The following is a 21,714-nucleotide window of genomic DNA, read 5'->3' on the forward strand; positions in this document are numbered from 1 at the left end:
TTCCCTCAAACGACCTGCCGCATTGTTTCCAGGAAGTCGTGGGCATCGAACTGATCCTTCCTCAGATAGGCGTTTGCGCCGACGCGCAGTCCTTTCAACTTGTCTTCAAGGGATTCCCGGCCGGTGACGAGTACGACGGGCGTGCCGGTAAAGCGGTCCGACTGGCGAATGGCCCGCGTCAGCTCGAAGCCATTCATTGACGGCATATCGACGTCGGCTACGACCACGTCGGCTCCATGGTCGCAAAGCTGCTTCAACGCTTCCGTGCCGTCGGTCGCCATTGTTACATCATATCCTGCGCCTTCCAGTATGAGCTTCACTAATGTTCGCACATATTTCGAATCGTCGACGACAAGGACCTTCCGCCGAGCGGCCGCAACGGCCCGGCGCCCGACGGCGCTGTTGCGAGGCCGAACCTCAGCTGCAGCGTCGGCGAGGGCTGCGACGTTCAGGAGGAGGGCGATGCGCCCGTCGGGCAGCACCATTCCACCACTGTAACGCCGGACATTTGCCAGGCGCGGACCGAGCGATCGTGTGAGCAGTTCCTGTTCCCCGGTGATTTCGTCGACGAGCACTGCCGTGGACCCGCCCGGCGAGTCGACGACCACTGCTGGGATGGTTTCGCTTGCATCGCTGCGGTTCGGCTGGAGGCGGAGCCAAAGCGAAAGATCGATGAAGGGCATCGGACCGGTCGGGGTGCTGACGAAATTCCTGCCCTCTGTCTGCGTGAGGTCCCGGCGGTCGACCCGGATGACGCGTTGGACGGACGCGGTGTCGATCGTGAACACATGTCCTCCCGCGAGGATTTCCAGGACGTGAACCGTTGCAAGGGTCAAAGGCAGGGTGAGGGTGAAAGCAGCACCGCCGGTTGGTACCTGCGATACGTCGACCGCGCCGCGTAGCTTTTCCACATTGCTTTTGACGATGTCGAGGCCTATTCCGCGCCCTGAGAGGCGCGTGACGGTCGCCGAGGTCGAGACGCCCGGCTCGAAGACACGCCGCAGGAGATCCGCTTCGGGTTGCTTGCTTTGGGTGCTTTCGCCTGTCGCCGCACTCAGCAAAGCCAAATTCAGGCCGCGGCCGTCGTCTTCGACACGAACCTCCATCCGATTTCCTTGCATCGCGGCCGAAACGAGGATGCTGCCCTTTTCCGGCCGTCCTGCCGCCCGACGCTCCTCCGGCGTCTGGATTCCATGCGCAACCGCATTGCGGACGAGGTGGCGAAGCGAATCCTGCAGCCCTGAAATGACGGAGCGATCGACTTCGATCTCTCCGCCCCTGATCTCCAGTTCTGCCCGTTTACCCGATGCCGCCGCCACGTCCCGGACGATACGGCCAAGGCCCTTGCACGCCTCCGCAAATGGCTGTGTGCGCGCAAGTCTGATCTCCTCGTCAAGTGCGGTCACTGCACTTTGCATAAGGCGAACATCCTGGCGGAGGAGAGCCGCGAGCTGGCGCAGCCCGCTTTCGACACTCGCCACTCGCCCAGTGGGATCAGAACCCGGTGCGCGCATTTTCCTTGCTTCCTCGCGCAGCGAAGAGGCCTCCTCGGCATGACGCCGCATGACGCCATTGAAGGTCAGCATCTCACCGCTTCTGTATAGGAGTGCATCCAGACGCGCGGCGGAGACGCGCATGGAACCGTCGGTGTCGGTGATGCGAATGGCAATCTCCGGCTCAGGCAAGGGCGGGTGGTGGTGCGCCTGCTTTAGGCCGTCATCGGAACCCGCGCCTGCGACGAACTTCAGCTTTTCGACCACGTCCTCGCCATGCGCGGAAGAGGGAATTTCGCCCCTCTCGAGCAGTTCGGCCGCGTCCCTGATTGCGTCCGCAGCCGACAGCAGCAGGTCCAGCCTCGGCTTTTCGAGAACAAGCCTTTCATTCGCAGCGATCGAAAGAATTTCCTCCACCCAGTGACAAATCGTTTCCACCCCGCGCACCTGAAGCAGGCCGGCGGCACCCTTGAGACTATGCGCCACTCTTAGAAGATGTTCCTGCAGATGCCGCTTCCGATCTACGTCGCCGGACGCCTCAATTGCCAGCACGGCATTCTCCATCTCCGACGCACGTTCCCGCACCTCATGAGTGAACATGTTCAACAGGCCGGGGTCGAGTTCTTCAGGTGTTATCATGTTCGTTGCCGTGGTCGGTGAGCATTTCTTTTAGCCTCGAGCCGAGTTCGTTCAGATCCTTCGCTGCCTCCTCTGCCTGGCGTATCGCCGAGAGGTTCTGGCTGCTGGTCTGTTCGATGTAATGCATTGCTTCGTGAATCTGCTTCATGCCGGCACGTTGCTGACCCGCCGAGGCGGCGATTTGAGCGACCGATCGCGCGGAATCGGCGACGATCGCCTCGAGTTGCCGTATGGTTTCGCCCGCTTCGCTGACCGTCTCGAGCGCACGGCTGACGCTCTTGGATCCATCCTCGGCGCCGATCACCGCGGAGTTGGTCGATTTCTGAATTTCCATCAGAATGCGGCGAACCCGGGTGGTCGCAGACTTCGACTGGTCGGCAAGCGTCCGGATCTCGCTAGCGACGACATTGAAGCCCCTGCCGTGTTCGCCGGCACGCGATGCCTCGATCGCAGCATTCAATGCCAGGAGGTTCGTCTGGTCTGCGATCTCGGCAACGACCGAGACTATTTCACCGATTTCGAGGCTGTTTTCCGCAAGCGACAGAATATCTGCAGCGATCGTTTCCGTCCGCGCGCTGACGGCATTCATCACCTGCACTGTGTCGTCCAGCGCTCTGCGGCCCTCATTGCTGATCTTGACGGCGTTGTCGTAGGAGGCGGCAACCTGCTGCGCGCGCTGCGCCGCCTGTTCTGACGTCTGCAACACCTCGTCGACGCTCGTGACTGTCTGGGCAACGGCCGAGGACTGTTCGCGCATGCCTTCGACCTGTTGCGTGGTGCCAGCGAGTATCTCCGCAGCTGAGGATGAGAGGTGTTGCGCCGTTTCCGAGATCGTGGCGAGCAACGCCTCGAGCCTCTCCCGGCTGCCCCGTTCGTTGTCGATCATACCGGCAAGCCTTTCCGTCATCGCGTTGAAGGAGGCGCCGAGAACCGCGAGCTCGTCGCTTCCCTCGACCGACGCCTTCTGCGCCAGGTCACCGGCGCTGACCTTTTCCGCCAGCACCGCGAGTGCGTGCGTGCGGCTGGCCAGACGGCGCCCGACCCTCAGCACGTGAAGGAGCAGCAGTAGGGCGAGAGCCGAAAAACCAAACTGCAACAATTGGGAGCGCTGGAGCCGGGTGACTCCCGCCTGCTCGATGCGGCTGATCAATCCGTCGAGGCGCGCCGCAAACGCTCTGATCTCAGGATCCAGCTCGTCCAGTGCGCCGCGACTGAGCGGTGCGCTGGACATAGCGCTTTCCAGGGCGGGCCTGATCTCATCCCGCCAATGCTGGCGGGCTTGTTCAAGCTGCGTGAGAGCAGCAGGATCGTTCGCTGCCGCCAGTCCGATCCCCTCGTCGCTATCCGCCAGACTCGCAAGGAGCTGCTCATTGCGAGCCATCAAGCGGCGTAGCTCATCGGCAGCAGTGGCGCGATCCGGACCCTCCGCTCCTTCCAGGTGACTGGCCGTGTAGATCATCTGGTAGGCGAGCCGTTCCTTGCCAAGCGAGGACGTAGCCGCAAGATCGGCCCGCACGCGTTCCAGAGCAATGAAGCTGGACCCGACGAGCAGCGCCGATGCTCCAACGAACAGGAGCATTGCCAATCCCAATGCGCCATAGAGGCTATTCGCTGGTCGGGGAATCATCGAACTCGGTCCTTTCCGTCTGGTGGCTGGCGGTGATCTGCTCATCATCAAGAAGGAAGCGGCGGTCATCCAAAAGGAGGCGGCCGTCGAGAATGGCTGTCCCGGCTTTCGTCATCGCCCGGTGCCATGCTGTGGCTGGAGCTGAAGCGCTCTCCGCTGCGCCGGTCTCCTCCAGGGAGACCGCCAGGATCTCCGGGGCGGCTTCGGAAAGTATCAGAAATTCGGGACGCTCGTGCCCGCACACGATCGCCCAGTCATTCGCGATACCGGCCGCTTGCGGTAGTTCGAGCAGTCCGCGCAGATCGAACACGGGAAGCAGTTGACCGCGCAGGTCGCAAACGCCACAGGCATGCGGGGGCATTCCGGGGAGCGGGCTAATGCGTGCCCTCGAAACTATTTCGCAAACGTAGCGGATCTCCAAGGCAAACTGGCGGTCAGCCAGCACGAAGGTCACGAGACCCACGGCCTGTTCTTCGTTTTGCGCGGCGGATACGTCGGCGGCCGCGCGGGTTGATCGTTGCTCGTGTTGCGCTTTAGACTCTTGTTGTGACGCCTTCAGAAGCGCTTCCGTCTGTTCTATCGCTGCTGCCATACGGCTTCTGACGGCGGTCCAGTCGAGCGAACGGACGGCGGGGCAGGAAGGTGTCTTCATCCGGCTTCGCTCCCGAGAAGTCGTCGGATCGTGCCGATCTCTCGCCGTGCGCGCTGCGCGAGATGCCCGGCCGTTGCCTCGGGCATCAGCGTGACGTGTTCGCGCGGCGGGCGAGAGAGGCAAGACGACAGCGCATTTTCGAGGGCGCGCAGGGCCGAATGCGGATCGCTGTCCTTGAGGCAGATACCGAGGAAGAACTGTGCGGCCGCCAGTTTGCCGTCGAGATAGGCCACTCGCCGGAGTGCAGCCGTCGCCGCGTCGGTCTCGCCGCGTGCCATCCGGGAGAGGCCTTCAAGGAAGTGCAGTTCCGCAGATAGCGGATGCGTTTCGGTCGCCAGCGCGGCAAGGCGCACGGCCTCACGGGTCTCACCCAGTTCGACACGCGATCGGATTTGCCGTGCAATGGCCTTGGCGGCATCGTCGCCGGTCGTTTTTTGTGCGGGCACGAGGCGAGCCCGAGAGAGCGGAACGCCCGCGGCTGGTCTTCCGGTTTGGCGTCGAACAGGAGCGACGCACGCGGTCGAGCTCTTTCGTGTGTCCGGAGCCATGGTGCGGCGGTAGACAACGCCCGCGGGCGTGATCGACGTCTCGAAGGGGGCGTATCTCCATAGGGGCGGGTCGGTCGGCGCCGTCAGCAGCCAGCCGCCATCGGAAAGGCAGGCCAGAAGCTGACGGGCGATGCGGCGCACCGCGCTCGCCTCGAGATAGACGAGCACGTTGCGGCAAAGGATCAAATCGAAGTCAGACAATCGCTCTTCCGGAGACGGTAGCGCGTCTGCGCCGAGATTCAGATGAGCGAAGTCGACCCTCCGGCGCAATCGCTCGTTCAGTCGAAAGCGCCCCTCGCACGACGTGAAATATCGTTGCCTCAGCCTCTGGCCCGTATTCCTCAAGGCCCACTCGCCGTATTCGGCAGCCTTGGCCGCGGCGAGTGCCTTCCTCGAAATGTCGGCTGCATCGATTCGGACACCGTCCAGGAGGCCGTCCTCCTCGCATAGAATGGCAAGCGAATACGGTTCCTCACCCGTCGCGCAACCGACGCTCCAGATTCGCAGAGGAGACCCGTCGAGCCGCCGTCGCAGCAGTTCCGGGAGAATAGTTTGCCGTATCAGCTCGAATTGCTCAGGCCCCCTGAAGAAATGCGTTTCGGCAACTGTAACCGCGCAGATCACGTCGTCGGTCAACTCCTCGTCCGATCCCAGCCGGTCGAGAAGCGAGCGACCCTCGCCAATGCCGCGCCGCACCATGACCCGCTCTATCGCCGAAGCGACGGCTTCTTTCCGGGATGCCGCGAAGCTTAGGCCGACCCTGCCTGCAACCTGTTCAGCGAGCTCCAACAACGGGCCGCGCTTGGTCACTGGACGCCTCGTTGCCCGTTTACCAGACAGGGGCGAAGGCGCGTCGGGATGAAGCTCTCTGTCGAAATCGGCTGGCGCATTTTTGTTCCACATACATTGACTGCCGTCGTCACTACGTCCTGGCGTGCATTTGCGCTATTCGTCCGCATGACCTAGAGGGCGGCCTATCCAAGCGGACTATTGTCGGTTTCGGTCATCGGCAAAAGGCGCGCTCCGGCCGCGGCCGCTTCCTGGCGGTTCCTCACCCGCAGGCTTCGGAATAGTGCTGCCATGTGGATCTTCACGGTGCCTTCGCCGAGTTTCAGCTTGCGGGCGATTTCCTTGTTCGAGAACCCCTGTATAAGGAGCTGCAAGACTTCGCGCTGCCTCGGCGTGAGGAATTCGATCGTACGGTGGCGTTCGTTCTGATCTCGCCCGCCAGGCGCGGGTGTCTCTGCTTCGGAAGGGGAGGCGCGGCCTGCAATGGAGGGCGGGACATAGACGGATCCGTTGAGAATGGCGCGAAGCGCTTCGGCGAGATCGGTCGCGCCAAGCCCCTTGGGGACATAACCGTTTATGCCTGCCGTTAGGGCGGAGAGGATATCCGATCGACGCGACGATGCCGAAACGACCGCGACTTTCAAATCCGGGTGGACGTCGCGCACGGCAGCAAGGCTGGCAACGCTTTGCATGCCCGGCATCGCCAGATCGAATAATGCCAACGAGACGTCTTCGCGTTCCGAAAGCCTTTCGATCGCCTCATCGAGTGAGCCAGTCTCGATAATCTCGGTAAAGCGCAGTTTGCTCTTCAAAATGAAGCCAAGCGCAATCCTGAAGAATTCATCGTCATCGGCAATAAGTGCGACGCCTGAGGCATTCATTACGCTATCCCCGCTCGCTGGCTCACGCCAAGGGCTTCCGAATCCGGCTAGTCGACCTGCAACTAACGATCGTCTCAGCGAATGAGTTCCCGCCATTTCGATCAATGAACGGTGGTAATTGGATTGTGCCACACACGCCGCGCGACGTGTAGGGCTAATTTCTACCCTGTTGGCAACTGCGGCAATCGAGTCAGAGGGAACCGGCCGCTATAAGCTCGGAAATTTCCGCGGCGGGGAGGGGGCGCGAAAAGAGGTAGCCCTGCACCTCATTAAAGCCCTCCGAATTCACCACCGCTAGTTGATCCTCCGTTTCGACGCCCTCGACCGTTGTCGTCATGCCAAGGCTCTGCCCAAGGCCCGCGACGGCCCTGACGATCGCGAGCGACTCCTTGCCGTGCGGCAGGTCCCGGACGAAGGCCTGATCAACCTTGATCTTGTCGAACGGAAAGCTGCGCAGGTACCCAAGTGAGGAATAACCCGTTCCGAAATCGTCCATTGCGATCTTGACGCCGAGCCTTCGCAAGTCTTGTAGCAGCTCGAGATTATGCTCGCTCTCGTCCAGGAGAACCGTCTCCGTGATCTCCAGTTGCAGACGAGCGGGATCAAGGTGGGCGGCTGAAAGGGCGTTGGCGACGGCCCTCACCAGGTTGCGATGCTTGAACTGGACAGGGGAGAGGTTTACGGCGACGCTCACACGTTGCGGCCAGCGTGCGGCCTGGCGGCATGCCTCGCCTAGGATCCACTCGCCAATTGGAACGATCAAGCTGGTTTCTTCGGCAATTGGAATGAATTCGGACGGTGCAATCATTCCACGCTGAGGGTGCCGCCATCGCAACAATGCCTCGCAGCAGCTCACGCAGCGCGACTCCAAGCTCACCAAGGGTTGATAGTGCAGCTCGAACTCTCCCTTCGCCAGCGCGTCCCGCATTGTGATTTTCATCTGCTGGTGTGCTTGCAACTGCACATGCATCGCCACGTCAAAGAGCTTGTAGGTGCCGCGGCCGCTCGATTTCGCACTGTAGAGTGCGATATCGGCCGCCTTGATAAGCTCATCTGCAGAGGTTCCGTCTTCGGGAGCAAAGGCAATTCCGATGCTCGTCCCGACGGTTGCGGGTGCGCCCTCGATATTGAAGGGTTCGGAAAGAGTATGGATCAGCCGCTGTGCGAGGCGGAAAGCTTCGTCACGTGACTTCCTCAGAGGTTGTATTATGGCGAATTCGTCGCCCCCAAGTCGTGCGACGGTTTCCGTGGTCCTGACGGATTGGAGCAGTCTTTGAGAAACCTGGCGCAGCAAAGCGTCGCCGGCCGGATGGCCGAGCGTGTCGTTGACGGCTTTGAAGCCGTCAAGGTCCAGGCACAGGACTGCCATGCGCGCGTGGTTGCTCTCGTTCAGCGCTTGCTCGAAGCATTCGCGGAAGAACATCCGGTTCGCGAGGCCCGTAAGCATGTCGTGCCTGGCCATATGCGCCATCTGCCTCTGGGCGAGCAGCGTGTCCTCTTCCGCACGACGCCGCTCGGTTATGTCTCGGCAGAAAATGGAAATGCCGTCTTGCGTTGGAGAGGCGTTCGCTTCGACCCACCGGCCGAGGGACGACAAATGGTCCTCGAAAAAGGAGCGGACCCGACGGTCCATCACTTCGCGGCAATGCTTGGCGAAGCTCCCCTTTTCCTCTTCGGGGAAGAGCGTCCAGAACACTCTTCCGAGGGCCTCGTCTCCGACCTGCAGGAGCTTCCTGGCGTTCTCGTTGAGATAGCGCACGCGCCAGTCGGCGTCGAGCAGCATGACGCTATCCATGGTGCTCTCGAGAACAGAGGAGAGTCGGTCGGCAGCGGCTTCCGCGTGCCTTTGCGCACGACTGATTTCGTCGCTTGCTCGTTTCGCATCGGTAATGTCGCGCCAGATCGACAGGATTCTGAACGGTTTTCCTCGATGGTCCGTGATCGGGGCCGAAATCACGTCCATGCATCTTTCTTCACCACCGGCATCGCGAACGGAAATCTCGAAACGCGCCGTCTTGCCGCGTCTGACGCTTTCCCAGGCCGCCTCGACCTTGTCGGTGTCGGAAGCTCGTCCGATGGAGTCCCATGTCTGCCACGTCACCGGCGCGCCTTCGTTCGGTCCGAAGATACGCCGGCCGGCCTCGTTCATAAGCAGCGGTCGCCCTTCCATGTCGAGCACGCGCACACAGTCGGGGCTGCTGTCAAAAATGCTTCTGATAAACGCCTGAGCTTCCTGTTCAGCTATCTCCGCGGCTCGCCGTTCCGTGATGTCGAGGACGGACCCAACATATCCGAGGAAGGTTCCGTCGGCGGAGAAGCGCGGTTGCCCGACGTCGATGACCCATGCCCAGCTTCCATCGGCTCGTCGTAACCGGTACTCGCTGCGCACCGGTTCCTTGCCCGCAGTCGCCCTGAAGAATGTCTCCTGGACTGCCTGCCGATCATCGGGATGGATGACATCGACCCAGCCGAAACCGAGCGCCTCGGCCTCTGTTTGCCCCGTTGTTTCCAACCACAAGCGATTGAAGAAGCTCGTGTCGCCTGTGGGGTCCGCGACCCAGATCATCACGGGCGCATTGTCAGCGATGGCTCGAAAGCGGGCCTCGCTTTCGCGCAAGGCGTCGGCAGAGCGTCGCCTTTCGTCGATATCTTCCAAGAGGCCGTACCAGCGCACGATTTTTCCATCCGCGTCTCGCTTTGCGGCTGCGCGAGCGCGGAACCAGCGATAATGGCCGGTCCTGGTCAAAAGCCTGTATTCGCAGTCAAATGGTGCGCCGCTTGTCAGGGAGCGTTGCCATTCCGCTTCCAAAGTTTCCGCGTCCTGCGGATGAACCGCTTTGGCCCATCCACTGCCGAGCGTTTCTTTTTTGCCCAAACCAGTCAGTTCGCTCCAGCGCGGGCCAACCTCCAGGACCTCTCCCGCCGTGTTTGCGGTCCAGGGAACTTGCGGGTGAAGGTCAACCAGCGAGCGATAGTGCTCCTCGCTCGCTCGGAGAGTCTCTTCGGTCCTGCGAAGGTCGGTGATATCCACGATCGTCACGACCACGAACTTCTCCTCGGTCGGACCGGCGGGAATGCTCACACACCGCTTTTTCGTCAGGAGCGTGCGTGTCCCATCTGGCGTCGTGATTTGCTCTTCGAGCTCGTGGCCTTCGCCTGTCGAAAGAACGGCCCTGTCGAGCGAGACGATCCTATCTGCCTGCTCCCCCGGTAATATGTCGTGGTCCGTCCGTCCGATGAGCTGGTTCCGGTCTTTGCCGAGAAGGTCGCATGCCGCGTCGTTGATGAAGACGAACCGTGACGCATCGTCCTTGACAATCACCGGTTCGGCAATGCCATCCATAAGCCGGTGAAAGAGATCATGGGGTCTATGGGAGGGCGGTTCGGGCGTCGGTGCGTTCATGACACGACACTCAGACCGATGAGGCGCTGTATCGCATTGGAAGAAAGCCCCCGCAGGTTGTGCAACCTTGGTCAACTGATTGAGACTGCAAATTGTTCCCGGAGAAAGACACAGCCTCTCCTGCTGCAAGAATACACGCTTCTTAGACCGCCTCGAGCCGGCTGAACCGAACCGGGATGAGTTGCCGCGCCTCGAATTGCCCTTCCGAACCCTTGTCGATGACAGTCAGCACCTGTTCTTCCGAGCCCACAGGAAGAACTAGGCGGCCCATTGGCTTGAGCTGCTCGAGTAAAGCCTGGGGCGGCTTCTCAGCCGCCGCCGTGACCAAGATCTTGTCGAATGGAGCGTGCTCAGGCCAGCCGCGGGAACCGTCGCCGATACGAATACCCACATTAGACATGCCGAGGCCGTGCAGGAGAGCCTCGGCATGGCTTGCGAACTCCTCAATGATCTCGACGCTCCAAATTCGCCCGGCGAGTTGCGCGAGGATTGCGGTTTGGTAGCCCAGGCCAGTGCCGATTTCGAGCACGGCCTCATGCGGTTGGGGGGCAAGGAGATCGGTCATGAGAGCGACCATGAAGGGCTGCGACACGGTTTTATCAAAGCCGATCGGAAGCGGCATGTCCTGGTAGGCAAAGGGCGCAGCCGGGACCGGCACGAAAAGATGCCGGGGCACCCGCAGCATCGCTGCCATCACCCGTTCATCGAGCGCCGCCTTGCCGAGTTCTTCGCTTGCAAGGTCGGCATAGATTGCGACAACCTCGACCATGTGCCTGCGCAGAACCGCGAGATGCTCTTCGTTCATTGGCTTCATGAGGGCGGGCTCTCCTCAGCCAGTCGGTCGGCAAATGGGCCTCTCGACATTAAAGGGTGACCGACATGCAATAGCAAGATCAAATGGCAACAATGGGCTGAGCGATCCGGCGCGTCGTAGGCAATCTCAGAAGGTGTAAGCCGACGGTCGCGCAAGCGCGGACAGAGCATCGGGGATTTGTCAAAGCGACAATAATCTTGTGAAAGACCCGATACTAGGGCACAATTTGTGAGTGCGGCGCTATCTCGACTCCGGCCGTCTTGCGCCGAGAGTTCGTGGGCGAAAGGTCGGCGTCGATGCATCAGGGGTTCTTTCTTCTGTTCGCTACGGTGTCCGTGGTCACAGCCCTGACGCTGGTCCTGGCGCGAAATCCGGTTCACAGCGCATTGGCGCTGATGGCGTGCTTCCTGCAGATTTCGGCAATCTTCGTCATGCTCGGTGCGCCGCTGCTCGCGGTCATCCAGATCTTCGTCTATGTCGGCGCGATCATGGTCCTGTTCCTGTTCGTGATCATGATGGTCGACGTGCGCGAAGCGGTGCTGCAGCGCTTCATGCCGGGCGGCAACCTGCCGGCGCTCGCGCTGCTCGTCCTGCTCGGTGCCGAGATGGTCGTGCTGGTGCTCTGGAGCGATCGCTTCACCGCAACGCCGCCCGTTGCCGAGCGCGGCGGCGATGCGATCAGGGATCTTAGCAAGACGCTCTTCTCCGACTATCTCCTGCCGTTCGAAGTCGCCTCGGTCATCCTGCTCGCGGCCCTCGTCGGCGCCATCGTGCTGGCGCGGAAGGAACCTGGCTGATGGTCCCGCTCTGGTGGTCGATCCTGCTCGGAGTGGCCCTGTTCGTGATCGGGGCTGGGGGCGTCCTGTTGAGGCGCAATATCCTGATCGTGCTGATGTCGCTGGAGCTCCTGCTCAATTCGGTCAACATCAATTTCATCGCCTTCGCCCAGTACTACGACGACTTCCGCGGACAGATCTTCGCGATCTTCGTCATCGCGATCACCGCGGCGGAGGTTGCCGTGGCCCTCGGCATATTGGTCGCGCTGGTGAGGAACAAGTCCACCCTCAAGGTAGACGACGTCACCATTATGAAAGGATAGCGGCTTGGACCCGGTGATATCGACCCGGCCGCTGCTCGCCGTCGCCGTCGCCGGACTGGCGGCCCTCGCCATCCTCTTTCTCAACAAGCGCGAGAAACTCCGCGACGCGGTATCGCCGGTCGCGGCGGTCGCCATGTTTGCGGTCGTCGTCTCCATGGCGCCGACGGTACTGGCCGGCGGCACTGTCGAACTGCGCCTGTTCGAGATCCTGCCGGGGATCGACTTCGCGTTCCGCGCCGATGCGCTCGGCATGGTGTTCGCCACGGTCTCGTCGCTTCTGTGGATCGTGGCCGCGGTCTATTCAATCGGTTACATGCGTCATTTGCACGAGCATGCGCAGACCCGCTTTTTCGCATGCTTCGCCACCAGCCTCGCGGCCGCGGTGGGCGGCGCCTTCGCCGCGAATCTGTTCACGTTGGTTGTCTTCTACGAGGTGCTGAGCCTCGTCACCTATCCGCTCGTCTACCACCACGAGGACGAAGACGGATGGCGGGGCAGCCGCAAGTATCTCGTCTATCTGATGGGCGCCTCGAAGAGCGTGCTTCTCGCTGCCTTGGCGCTGACCTACCACATCGCCGGGTCGCTCGACTTCGTGGCGGGCGGGCTGCTGGCCGGCGCCAATGCCTCGGCGACGCTGCTCGCGGTCGTCTATTTCTGCTATCTTTTCGGCTTCGCCAAGGCGGCCGTAATGCCGATGCACGCCTGGCTGCCCGCCGCAATGGTGGCGCCGACGCCGGTCAGCGCGCTCCTGCATGCCGTGGCGGTCGTGAAAATGGGCGTCTTCTGCGTGCTGCGGGTGATCTTTCACGTCTTTGGTGTCGGCATGGTCGGGGAACTGGGCCTAGGCATCGCCACGGCCTATCTGGTTTCGTTCACCATCCTGATGGCGTCGGTGTACGCGCTGACGCGGGACGACCTGAAGGCGAGGCTCGCCTATTCGACCGTCAGCCAGCTCTCCTACATCGTCTTGGGCGCGGTACTGCTATCGCCCCTGGCGATGGTCGGCGGCATCATCCACATCGCGGCGCATGCATTCTCCAAGATCACGCTCTTTTTCTGCGCGGGATCGATCTATTGTGCGTCCGGAAAACGCAATATCAGCGACATGGCCGGCATCGGCCGCAGGCTTCCCTGGACGATGGGGGCATTCTTCGTCGCGTCGCTGAGCATGATCGGGATCCCGCCGACGGCAGGTTTCGTCAGCAAGTGGTATCTGGCGGAGGGCTCGGTAGAGGCCGGGCAGATGGCTTTCCTGGCCGTGCTGCTCGCAAGTTCGGTCCTCAACGCCGCCTATTTTCTGCCGGTCAGCTACACCGCCTTTTTCGAGTCGGAGACCAAGGAGAGCCGGGCGCCGGTTCGCGAAATCCCGCTGGTCACGATCCCGCTGGTCGCGACCGCGATCCTCTCAGTGCTGATGGGCATCTTCCCTTACTATTTCCTCACCCTCGCGGACGGAGTGATCCGATGATCAAGCCTGTCGTCGTTTTCTTTGGTGACGCGCAATATGCGAGGCTGCGCCGGCGGCTGTTCTATCTGGTGCTCGTCCTGATCTTCGTCGCCGACTTCCTGGTTCGCCGCGACCACGCCGAATACCTGTGGGAGCGCCTGCCGGGCTGGTCGGCGGCGTACGGCTTCGGCTCCTGCGTGCTGCTCATCTTCGTTTCCAAGTTTCTCGGCCACCGCGCCGGGCTGATGCGGCGCGAGGACTATTATGACTGATTTCGTCCACCCGGCCTTCATCTTCATTCTGGGCGCTCTGCCGATCCCGTTCTTCACGGGACCGGTGCGTAAAGCTTATCTCGTGCTGATCCCGGTACTGGCGGTCGTCGTCGTCCTGGCGATAGAGCCCGGCAGTTATGGCGAGACGCAGTTCCTCGGCCAGGAAATTCTGATTGCAAAGGTCGACCAGCTCAGCAGCGTCTTCGCTACCGTCTTCACCATCATGGCGCTGATCGGGACGGTCTATGCATTGCACCTTTCCGGCGCCGGCCAGCATGTAGCCGCCTTCGTCTATGTCGGCAGCGCGCTCGGGGTGGTGTTCGCAGGCGACTATCTGACCCTCTATCTGTTCTGGGAGGGCATGGCATTCGCGTCGGCTTATCTCGTCTTCGCTCAAGGAGGGGGACAGGCGATCCGCGCTGCCTTTCGGTATCTCATGGTCCACGTCACCGGCGGCGTCATCCTGCTCGGTGGAATTCTGCTCCATGGGGCTGCCGCAGGCTCGCTGCTCTTCGGTTCGGTCGAGGGCGCTTTGGACGCGGGTACCTATCTCATTCTTGCCGGCTTCCTGCTCAACGCGGCGGTGCCGCCGCTCAATGCCTGGCTGACCGATGCCTACCCGGAGGCGACCGTCACCGGCGCGGTGTTCATGAGCGCCTTCACGACCAAGACCGCCGTCTACGTGCTGGCACGGGCGTTTCCGGGTATCGAACTGCTGGTCTGGCTCGGCACGGTGATGGCGCTCTACGGCGTCATTTATGCGGTGCTGGAAAACGACTGCCGCCGCCTTCTTGCCTATCATATCGTCAGTCAGGTGGGCTACATGGTCGCGGGCATCGGCATCGGCACCGAGCTGGCGGTGAACGGGGCCACCAGTCACGCCTTCGCGCACATCCTTTACAAGGGGCTTTTGTTCATGGGTGCCGGGGCGGTGATCTACGTCACCGGCCGGCGCAAGCTCACCGAGCTTGGCGGGCTCTACAAGGCAATGCCGCTGACGGTAGCGCTCTATATGATCGGCGCCTTTGCGATCTCGGCATTTCCGTTCTTCTCGGGTTTTGTCAGCAAATCGATGGTGATAGCCGCTGCAGGGCAGGATCATCGCGCGCTGGTGATGCTCGCGCTGACGATGGCGTCGTCCGGGACGTTCCTGCACACCGGGCTCAAGCTCCCCTATTACATGTTTTTCGGTACCGACCGGGGGCTGCAGGCACGGGAGCCACCCGGCAACATGCTGGTCGCGATGGGCATGGCGGCGGCGCTCTGCATCGCCATCGGCGTATTCCCCGGCCCGCTCTACGCGCTTCTGCCCTATCCTGTTGATTTCGAGCCATATACCGGCGTCCACGTGACCGAAAGCCTCGGGATCCTGATGTTCACGGCTTTGGGCTTCGTGATCTTCCTTCGGGCGCTCGATCCCGAGAACACGATCAGCCTCGACATCGACTGGTTCTATCGCAAGGGCGCCCGCGCCTTCATGTGGTTCGCAGAAAGACCGTTGGCGCGGTATGAGAAGGCGGTCAGCGACGTGTCGGAGACTGCGGTACTGCCCTTCCTGCACGGCTCGGCGCGCACGGGGGTGCGGCTCGATCTCAATGGCGTGGACGGCGTTGTGAATGGTTTCGCCCGATCGATCCTTGACGGCGGCAGCGTATTGCGACGTTGGCAGACCGGCGTCGTCACCCATTACGTGCTGGCGATGATCGCCGGCCTGATCGCGGCCATCCTCGTCTTTGCGGTGGTGTGGAGGTAGGCACGATGTCGATCCCGCTGCTGAGCCTCATCGTCTTCCTGCCCGTCGCCGGGGCGGCGGTGGTGGTGTTCATGCGCAGCGACGATGCGGTGCGGTGGACGGCGCTCGGTTTCGGGATTGTCGATCTCGCTCTCTGCATAGTTATGCTGGCCGGTTTCGACACGACGACGCACGAAATGCAGTTCACCGAGAGCCGTCCCTGGGTGCCCGCGCTCGGGATCACTTATACACTCGGCGTCGACGGCATCAGCGCGCTCTTCCTGTTCCTGACGGCGCTTTTGAGCTTGATCTCCGTGCTCGCTTCCTGGGTGGCGGTCGACCGCAAGGTGAAGGAGTTCATGGTCAGCCTGCTGATCATGCAGGCGCTGATGCTCGGTGTCTTCTGCGCGCTCGACCTGTTCCTGTTCTACGTCTTCTGGGAGGCGATGCTTATTCCGATGTATCTGATCATCGGCGTCTGGGGCGGCGAAGGCCGGGTCTATGCTGCGTTCAAGTTCTTCCTCTACACGCTGGCCGGCAGCATCCTCTTCCTGATCGGCGTCATCGTGCTCTATTTCCAGGGGGGCGAGACCTTCGACATACTCGCCCTGACGGCGCAGGATCTGCCCTTCGGCGTTCAGTCCTGGCTGTTCTTCGCCTTCCTGGTGGCCTTCGCCGTCAAGGTGCCGATGGTGCCGGTGCACACCTGGCTGCCGGACGCACATGTCCAGGCGCCGACGGCGGGCAGCATTATTCTCGCCGGCGTGCTCCTGAAGATGGGCGCTTACGGGTTCCTGCGCTTCTCGCTGCCGATGCTGCCGGAAGCATCGCTCTATTATTCGACGCTTATGCTCGTGCTTTCGGCTGTTGCGATCGTTTATGGCGGTCTGCTGGCCCTGGCTCAGGACGACCTGAAAAAGCTGGTGGCCTATTCCAGCATCAGCCATATGGGATTTGTGACGCTCGGGATTTTCGCGCTGAATCTGCGCGGGCTCGAGGGCAGCATCCTGCAGATGTTCAACCACGGGATAACGACTGGCGCATTGTTCCTGTTCGTGGGCCTGATCTACGAGCGCACGCATACCCGCAGCATCGCGAATTACGGCGGGCTGATGAAGGCGGCACCCGTCTATACCGCCTTTCTTGCGCTCTTTACCCTGTCTTCGATGGCGCTGCCGGGGACGAACGCTTTCGTCGGCGAACTGCTGGTGCTGTCAGGCGGGTTTGCGGCAAACCTCGCCGCGGGCGCCGCGGCCGTAGTGGGTGCGTTGCTGAGTGCCGCCTACCTGCTCGGCATGTACGGGAAAGTGGCGCTTGGTCCGCCGAATGTGAGTGCCAGGTACAAGATAAACGACGTGAACGGCCGCGAGCTAGCTGCCATTCTGCCGCTCGCCGTCTTTGTGCTCTGGGTCGGGCTCTATCCGCGACCGTTCCTCGGGATCATCGACGCGTCGGTGCGAAATCTGCTGGTGCAGGTACACGGTGAAGGGAGCGGTCAATGACTGCTGCCGCGCTTCTCCAATGGGCCCTGGCGAGCGTCCCCGAGATCATCGTGGTCACCGGTGCCTGCATCCTGCTGATTGTCGGAGAGCTTGTGCGCAAGGGGCGGGACGAACTGCTCCTGTGGGCTTCGGTCGCGATCGTGCTCCTCGCCGCGGTGGCCACGCTCATGCTGGCAGGCGAGATACGGCCGGCCTATGCGGGCATGTTCATTTCCGACCGCTTCGCCGTCTTTTTCAAGTTGTTGTTTTATCTGGCGACCATCCTGACCTTTTTCCTGTCGCGGAAATACGCCGAGATCGAGGGGATCGGCAGGAGCGAATATTATGTCCTGCTGCTCTTCGCCCTTGCGGGGATGATGATCATGGCCTCGTCGATCGACCTTCTGTCGATCTATGTAGGTCTCGAGCTGATGGTGCTCTGCACCTATGTGCTGACAGGCTTCCTGCGCAAAGAGCGGCGGTCGAACGAGGCGGCGTTGAAATATGTGATCCTCGGCGCAGTCTCGACGGCGATTTTCCTTTATGGCGTTTCGCTCATCTACGGGCTCACCGGTACGACCCAACTGGACCGGATGGCTGAGGCGGTGAGCGGCGGTCCGCTCGATCCCGCCCTGCTGCTGGCGGTCGTTTTCATCGTTGCGGGGCTCGTCTTCAAGATCGGGGCCGTGCCGTTCCATATGTGGGTGCCGGACGTCTATGAAGGCGCGCCGACGACGATCACTGCCTTCATGTCGGTCGCGCCCAAGGCGGCCGGGTTCGCAGTGATTCTCCGGGTGTTCCTCAATCCGCTTGTCGAGGTCTCGAACGCCTGGATCATCGTCGCAGCCATTGCGGTGGCAACGATGGCGCTCGGCAGTTTCGTGGCGCTGGTGCAGGATAATTTCAAGCGCCTGCTCGCCTATTCCAGCATCGCCCATGCGGGTTTTGCTATTTTCGGAGTGGTGGCCGGCGGCCAGGACGGGATCGCCAGCGTGATGCTCTATCTGCTTATCTACACTTTCATGAATCTCGGCATTTTCGGCGCCGTGATCATGATGCGGAACGGCGATCTATCCGGCGAGGTCATCGAAGACTACGCAGGTTTCGCCAAGTTCCATCCCGGGCTCGCGCTTCTGATGCTCCTTTATCTCTTCTCGCTCGCCGGCATCCCGCCGACGGCAGGTTTCTTCGCCAAGTTCTACGTGCTGGTCGCGCTGGTGGAGCGAGGTTTCGTCGTGCTGGCGGTGATCGCAGTCCTGCTCAGCGTCGTCGCCGCCTATTTCTATATCCGCATCGTGATGGTGATCTACATGCGCGAGCCGGAAAGGACGTTCGAACCTGCGCTGACGCCGCTCGTCCGTGCCACGCTCGCCTTCACAGCCGCCGGCACCATCGGCATCGGCCTGTTTCCGGCGTGGTTCCTGAGGCTTGCTCAACAGTCGGCTTTCGGGGGGTAAGGCGGGTCCTCGCTGCTGTATCGTCGATTGCTGCAGGCGGGCCAATTCGAATCATACATTACTAATCAATTGGATTTGCATTGATCCGCCCGACGGCATAGACTCGCCTTCGAGGAAAAGGATTGCCCAGACCGCCTCTCGGGGCGCCGGCATCCCCGGTTCCGAAGGGACCGATCGCGGCTGAGAAAAGCCGCTGATTGGCCAAGGCCAAACGCTATGACGGCAATGGAGTTCCTGCCGGTTCTGTTCATGGTTACCGGGATAGTCCTGGTGGCGACGGCGACGCTTTCCGTCTCCTCGCTGCTGCGTCCGTCCAATCCCTATCCCGAAAAGAACGCCCCTTATGAATGCGGTATGGAAGCGGCGGGCGAGGCCGCGGGCGGCCGCTTCCGGGTTCCTTTCTTTATCCTCGCCATCCTCCTCGTGGTCTTCGATGTCGAAGCGATGTTTCTCTTTCCCTGGGCGGTCGTCCTGAAGGAGATCGGCATCGTCGGCTATATCGAGATGTTCGTCTTCATGCTGCTGCTGCTTGTGGGCTTCGCCTATGCCTGGCTGAAGGGGGCGCTGGAATGGCAGGAATAAACGACGCGATCCGCGACAGCGTACTGTTCACCACGGCCGACAGCATCATCGGTTGGAGCCGGAGGTCGGCCTTGTGGCCCGAAACCTTCGGCATTGCCTGCTGCGCCATCGAAATGATCTCGGCCGGCTGCGCGCGCTACGACCTCGACCGGTTCGGCGTGGTGTTCCGGCCTTCTCCGCGGCAATCCGACGTGATGATCATCGCCGGCACGGTCACGCGGAAATTCGCGCCCGTCGTGCGGCGGCTTTACGACCAGATGCCGGAACCGCGCTGGGTGATTGCGATGGGGACCTGCGCGATTTCGGGCGGGGTCTACAACACCTATGCCGTGGTGCAGGGATCGGAAACCTTCGTCCCCGTCGACGTGCATGTGCCGGGCTGTCCGCCGAGGCCGGAGGCGCTGATGCACGGCTTTCTCCTCCTTCAGGAGAAGATCAGGAGGTCCCGCGCCCTCACCGGGTCGCCACTGGGACGGGTTGTAGCATCATGACCGGGGAGTGGCGTGTCGATCTCGAGGCGATCATCGGGAGCTTCGCGGGAGCAGTCGAGAATCTCGGCGCCGCGCATGGTATCTGCGCCTTTGCCGTCCAACCGGAGCAGATCGTCGCCTTCTGTCGATTCCTGAAAGAACACCCGGCGCTTGAGTTCGATTTCCTCTCCGACATATGCGGCGTCGATCACTACCCCGAAACGCCGCGTTTCGAGACGGTTTACCACCTCTATTCGCTGAAGAACAAATGGCGCGTGCGCATCAAGTGCCGGCTCGGCGATCCACCGCATGTTCCCTCTGTTGCAGGAGTCTGGCGCACCGCCAACTGGCATGAACGCGAGGCCTGGGACATGTACGGCATCCGTTTCGAGGGGCATCCCGATCTGCGCCGCATCTATATGTGGGAAGGCTTCGAGGGCTTTCCGCAGCGCAAGGATTTTCCCTTGAGGGGCTACAAGGACAAACTGAACCCCTTCGGTGCCGAGGGGCCCCCGCCGACGCAGCCGGACCTCGCCACCAGAGATATACCGCAAGGAGGCCGTCAGACGCCGGAGAGTTGAGATGACCGAAGTCACCGAGCTCATGAGGCCGGGAGGCGAAGCGCTCAATACCAAGGAGGTGCTTCTCAATCTCGGTCCGCAACACCCGAGCACCCATGGGGTTCTGCGGCTCGTGCTCCAACTCGACGGCGAATATGTCGAACGCGTCGACCCGCATATCGGATATCTGCACCGCGGCACCGAAAAACTGGCGGAGAGCTTCACCTATACCCAGATCTTCCCGCTGACCGACCGGCTCGACTATCTCTGTCCGCCTTCGAACAACCTGGCCTTCGCGCTCGCCGTGGAGAAGCTGCTCGGCATAGAGGCCCCGATCCGAGCGCAATATATCCGCGTGATGATGGCCGAACTCGCACGGATTTCAGGCCATCTCCTGATCACCGGCGCGCTGCCGATGGACCTGGGCGCCATGACGGCGCTGCTTTACGCCATGCGCGAGCGCGAAATGATCATGGACCTATTGGAGATGATCACCGGTGCGCGCATGCACACGTCCTACTGCCGCGTCGGCGGAGTACGCGAGGACCTGCCCGACGGGTTCGTTCCGAAGATCAGGGAGTTCTGCGAGATCTTCCCGAACAGGATCCGCGACTACGAGCGCCTGATTGAGAACAATCGGGTGTTTCTCAGCCGCACGCAGGGGATAGGCGTGATCTCCGCAAAGGACGCGATCGACCTCGGCTTGAGCGGGCCGAACCTGCGTGCCTCCGGCGTCGACTGGGATATCCGGCGCGACGAACCCTATGAAATCTACGATCGGCTCGATTTCAACGTCATCACGCGCGAGGAGGGCGATTGCTATGCGCGCTGGCTTTGCCGCGTCGACGAGATGCGCGAGAGCATCCGCCTTATCGAACAATGCATGGAGCAGATGCCGGAGGGGTCGTTTCAGGTCGATATCCCGACGATCGCCTTCCCCGTGGACAAAGAGCGCGTGCATTGCTCGATGGAGGCCCTGATCCAGCATTTCGATCTCTCCGCCTATGGCTTCGACGTACCGAAAGGCGAGGTCTATGCGGCCATCGAGGCGCCTAAAGGAGAACTCGGCTTCTACATCATCAGCGACGGATCGCCGAAGCCGTTCCGCATGAAAGTGAGGGCGCCTTCCTTCGTCAATCTTCAGGCGCTCTTCGGCGTCACCAACGCACGCTACCTCGCCGACATGATCGCCGTGCTCGGCAGTCTCGACCCGGTGATGGCGGAGGTGGACAAGTAGCAGGGAGGATCGGACGCGATGACCATGCGCGAAGAGATCGAGGCGGCGGCGGCGCGATACCCCGAACGGCGGTCGGCGATCATGCCCGCGCTCATGATCGCGCAGAAGGAGCATGGTCATCTGCCCGGGTCGGTGCTCGAAGACGTCGCCGAAATCCTCGGCGTCGAACGCGTCTGGGTCTATGAACTGGCGACCTTCTACACGCTCTTCCATACCGAGCCGATCGGCAGGTTTCACCTGCAACTCTGTGACAATGTCTCCTGCATGCTGTGCGGATCCGAGGCGCTGCTGAAGCACCTGGAAACGACACTGGGGATCAGGAAGGGAGAAACCACCCCGGACGGTGCGTTCACGCTTTCGACCGTCGAATGTCTCGGGGCCTGCGAAATGGCTCCGGTGATGCAGGTCGGCGACGATTACCACGGCAACCTTGATACCGCGCGGCTCGATGCGCTGCTGGAGAGCTTCCGCGCGGCTGAGCGGGCGGCAAACATCGAGCGCGCTGCTGCGCCGGCGCCAGGGGAGTAAGCC

The 21,714-nt window shown here is 61.7% G+C and carries 19 protein-coding genes; 12 read left to right on the plus strand and 7 right to left on the minus strand.

The features are described from left to right. Positions 1–5 precede the first annotated feature (5 nt). The 7 genes from AC6CIG_RS23560 to AC6CIG_RS23590 all read right to left on the minus strand — a co-directional run bounded on the left by AC6CIG_RS23560 (position 6) and on the right by AC6CIG_RS23590 (position 10,846). On the minus strand, positions 6–2,132 hold the full coding sequence (locus AC6CIG_RS23560) for a hybrid sensor histidine kinase/response regulator (RefSeq protein ID WP_498323907.1): 2,127 nt from the start codon (positions 2,130–2,132) through the stop codon (positions 6–8). Next, entirely contained in the window at positions 2,119–3,759 is a 1,641-nt protein-coding gene (locus AC6CIG_RS23565; RefSeq protein WP_498323909.1) for a methyl-accepting chemotaxis protein, read from the minus strand. Before AC6CIG_RS23565 ends, AC6CIG_RS23560 begins: the two co-directional genes overlap by 14 nt. Further along, positions 3,737–4,411, minus strand: a complete 675-nt coding sequence (locus tag AC6CIG_RS23570; RefSeq protein ID WP_498323912.1) for a chemotaxis protein CheW — start codon at positions 4,409–4,411, stop codon at positions 3,737–3,739. Before AC6CIG_RS23570 ends, AC6CIG_RS23565 begins: the two co-directional genes overlap by 23 nt. Further along, positions 4,408–5,769 carry a CheR family methyltransferase gene (locus AC6CIG_RS23575; protein WP_498323914.1) on the minus strand — a complete coding sequence of 454 codons (1,362 nt, stop codon included), beginning with the start codon at positions 5,767–5,769 and terminating at the stop codon, positions 4,408–4,410. Before AC6CIG_RS23575 ends, AC6CIG_RS23570 begins: the two co-directional genes overlap by 4 nt. 164 nt (positions 5,770–5,933) lie before the next feature. Next, the gene (locus tag AC6CIG_RS23580) at positions 5,934–6,629 is read right to left on the minus strand and encodes a LuxR C-terminal-related transcriptional regulator (protein ID WP_498323916.1); all 696 of its coding nucleotides are present in this window, start codon (positions 6,627–6,629) and stop codon (positions 5,934–5,936) included. A 190-nt stretch (positions 6,630–6,819) separates the two neighbouring features. Beyond that, on the minus strand, positions 6,820–10,032 hold the full coding sequence (locus AC6CIG_RS23585; protein WP_498323917.1) for a PAS domain S-box protein: 3,213 nt from the start codon (positions 10,030–10,032) through the stop codon (positions 6,820–6,822). A gap of 142 nt (positions 10,033–10,174) precedes the next feature. Continuing rightward, entirely contained in the window at positions 10,175–10,846 is a 672-nt protein-coding gene (locus AC6CIG_RS23590) for a protein-L-isoaspartate(D-aspartate) O-methyltransferase (protein WP_498323918.1), read from the minus strand. 296 nt (positions 10,847–11,142) lie between these two features. Here AC6CIG_RS23590 and AC6CIG_RS23595 point away from each other — a divergent pair, with 296 nt between their 5' ends. The 12 genes from AC6CIG_RS23595 (at position 11,143) to nuoE (ending at position 21,711) form a co-directional block, all read left to right on the plus strand. Further along, complete coding sequence (locus AC6CIG_RS23595) at positions 11,143–11,643, plus strand: NADH-quinone oxidoreductase subunit J family protein (protein WP_102763241.1); 501 nt, start codon at positions 11,143–11,145, stop codon at positions 11,641–11,643. Beyond that, the gene (gene nuoK / locus AC6CIG_RS23600; protein WP_100673253.1) at positions 11,643–11,945 is read left to right on the plus strand and encodes an NADH-quinone oxidoreductase subunit NuoK; all 303 of its coding nucleotides are present in this window, start codon (positions 11,643–11,645) and stop codon (positions 11,943–11,945) included. Before AC6CIG_RS23595 ends, nuoK begins: the two co-directional genes overlap by 1 nt. Before the next feature lie 4 nt (positions 11,946–11,949). Further along, a complete protein-coding gene (locus AC6CIG_RS23605) occupies positions 11,950–13,413 on the plus strand; it encodes a monovalent cation/H+ antiporter subunit D family protein (RefSeq protein ID WP_498323920.1) in 1,464 nt (487 codons plus the stop codon). Continuing rightward, the gene (locus AC6CIG_RS23610) at positions 13,410–13,664 is read left to right on the plus strand and encodes a hypothetical protein (RefSeq protein ID WP_102763240.1); all 255 of its coding nucleotides are present in this window, start codon (positions 13,410–13,412) and stop codon (positions 13,662–13,664) included. Before AC6CIG_RS23605 ends, AC6CIG_RS23610 begins: the two co-directional genes overlap by 4 nt. Further along, complete coding sequence (locus AC6CIG_RS23615; RefSeq protein WP_498323922.1) at positions 13,657–15,417, plus strand: Na(+)/H(+) antiporter subunit D; 1,761 nt, start codon at positions 13,657–13,659, stop codon at positions 15,415–15,417. Before AC6CIG_RS23610 ends, AC6CIG_RS23615 begins: the two co-directional genes overlap by 8 nt. Before the next feature lie 5 nt (positions 15,418–15,422). Further along, positions 15,423–16,898 (plus strand): NADH-quinone oxidoreductase subunit M, encoded by a 1,476-nt coding sequence (locus tag AC6CIG_RS23620; RefSeq protein ID WP_498323923.1) that lies wholly within the window; start codon positions 15,423–15,425, stop codon positions 16,896–16,898. Continuing rightward, positions 16,895–18,334, plus strand: a complete 1,440-nt coding sequence (locus tag AC6CIG_RS23625) for an NADH-quinone oxidoreductase subunit N (RefSeq protein WP_102763237.1) — start codon at positions 16,895–16,897, stop codon at positions 18,332–18,334. Before AC6CIG_RS23620 ends, AC6CIG_RS23625 begins: the two co-directional genes overlap by 4 nt. Positions 18,335–18,550: 216 nt before the next feature. Then, entirely contained in the window at positions 18,551–18,916 is a 366-nt protein-coding gene (locus AC6CIG_RS23630) for an NADH-quinone oxidoreductase subunit A (RefSeq protein ID WP_498323924.1), read from the plus strand. Continuing rightward, positions 18,904–19,407, plus strand: a complete 504-nt coding sequence (locus tag AC6CIG_RS23635; protein ID WP_102763235.1) for a NuoB/complex I 20 kDa subunit family protein — start codon at positions 18,904–18,906, stop codon at positions 19,405–19,407. The genes AC6CIG_RS23630 and AC6CIG_RS23635 overlap by 13 nt, the downstream gene beginning before the upstream one ends. Continuing rightward, positions 19,404–19,967: an NADH-quinone oxidoreductase subunit C gene (locus tag AC6CIG_RS23640; RefSeq protein ID WP_498323925.1), complete on the plus strand. Its 564-nt coding sequence runs from the start codon at positions 19,404–19,406 to the stop codon at positions 19,965–19,967. The genes AC6CIG_RS23635 and AC6CIG_RS23640 overlap by 4 nt, the downstream gene beginning before the upstream one ends. Position 19,968: 1 nt before the next feature. Next, the gene (gene nuoD, locus AC6CIG_RS23645) at positions 19,969–21,183 is read left to right on the plus strand and encodes an NADH dehydrogenase (quinone) subunit D (RefSeq protein WP_498323926.1); all 1,215 of its coding nucleotides are present in this window, start codon (positions 19,969–19,971) and stop codon (positions 21,181–21,183) included. Positions 21,184–21,201: 18 nt separating this feature from the next. Next, the gene (gene nuoE / locus AC6CIG_RS23650; RefSeq protein WP_498323927.1) at positions 21,202–21,711 is read left to right on the plus strand and encodes an NADH-quinone oxidoreductase subunit NuoE; all 510 of its coding nucleotides are present in this window, start codon (positions 21,202–21,204) and stop codon (positions 21,709–21,711) included. Positions 21,712–21,714: the final 3 nt, after the last annotated feature.

It is taken from the genome of Sinorhizobium sp. GQ132 (genome assembly GCF_059758575.1).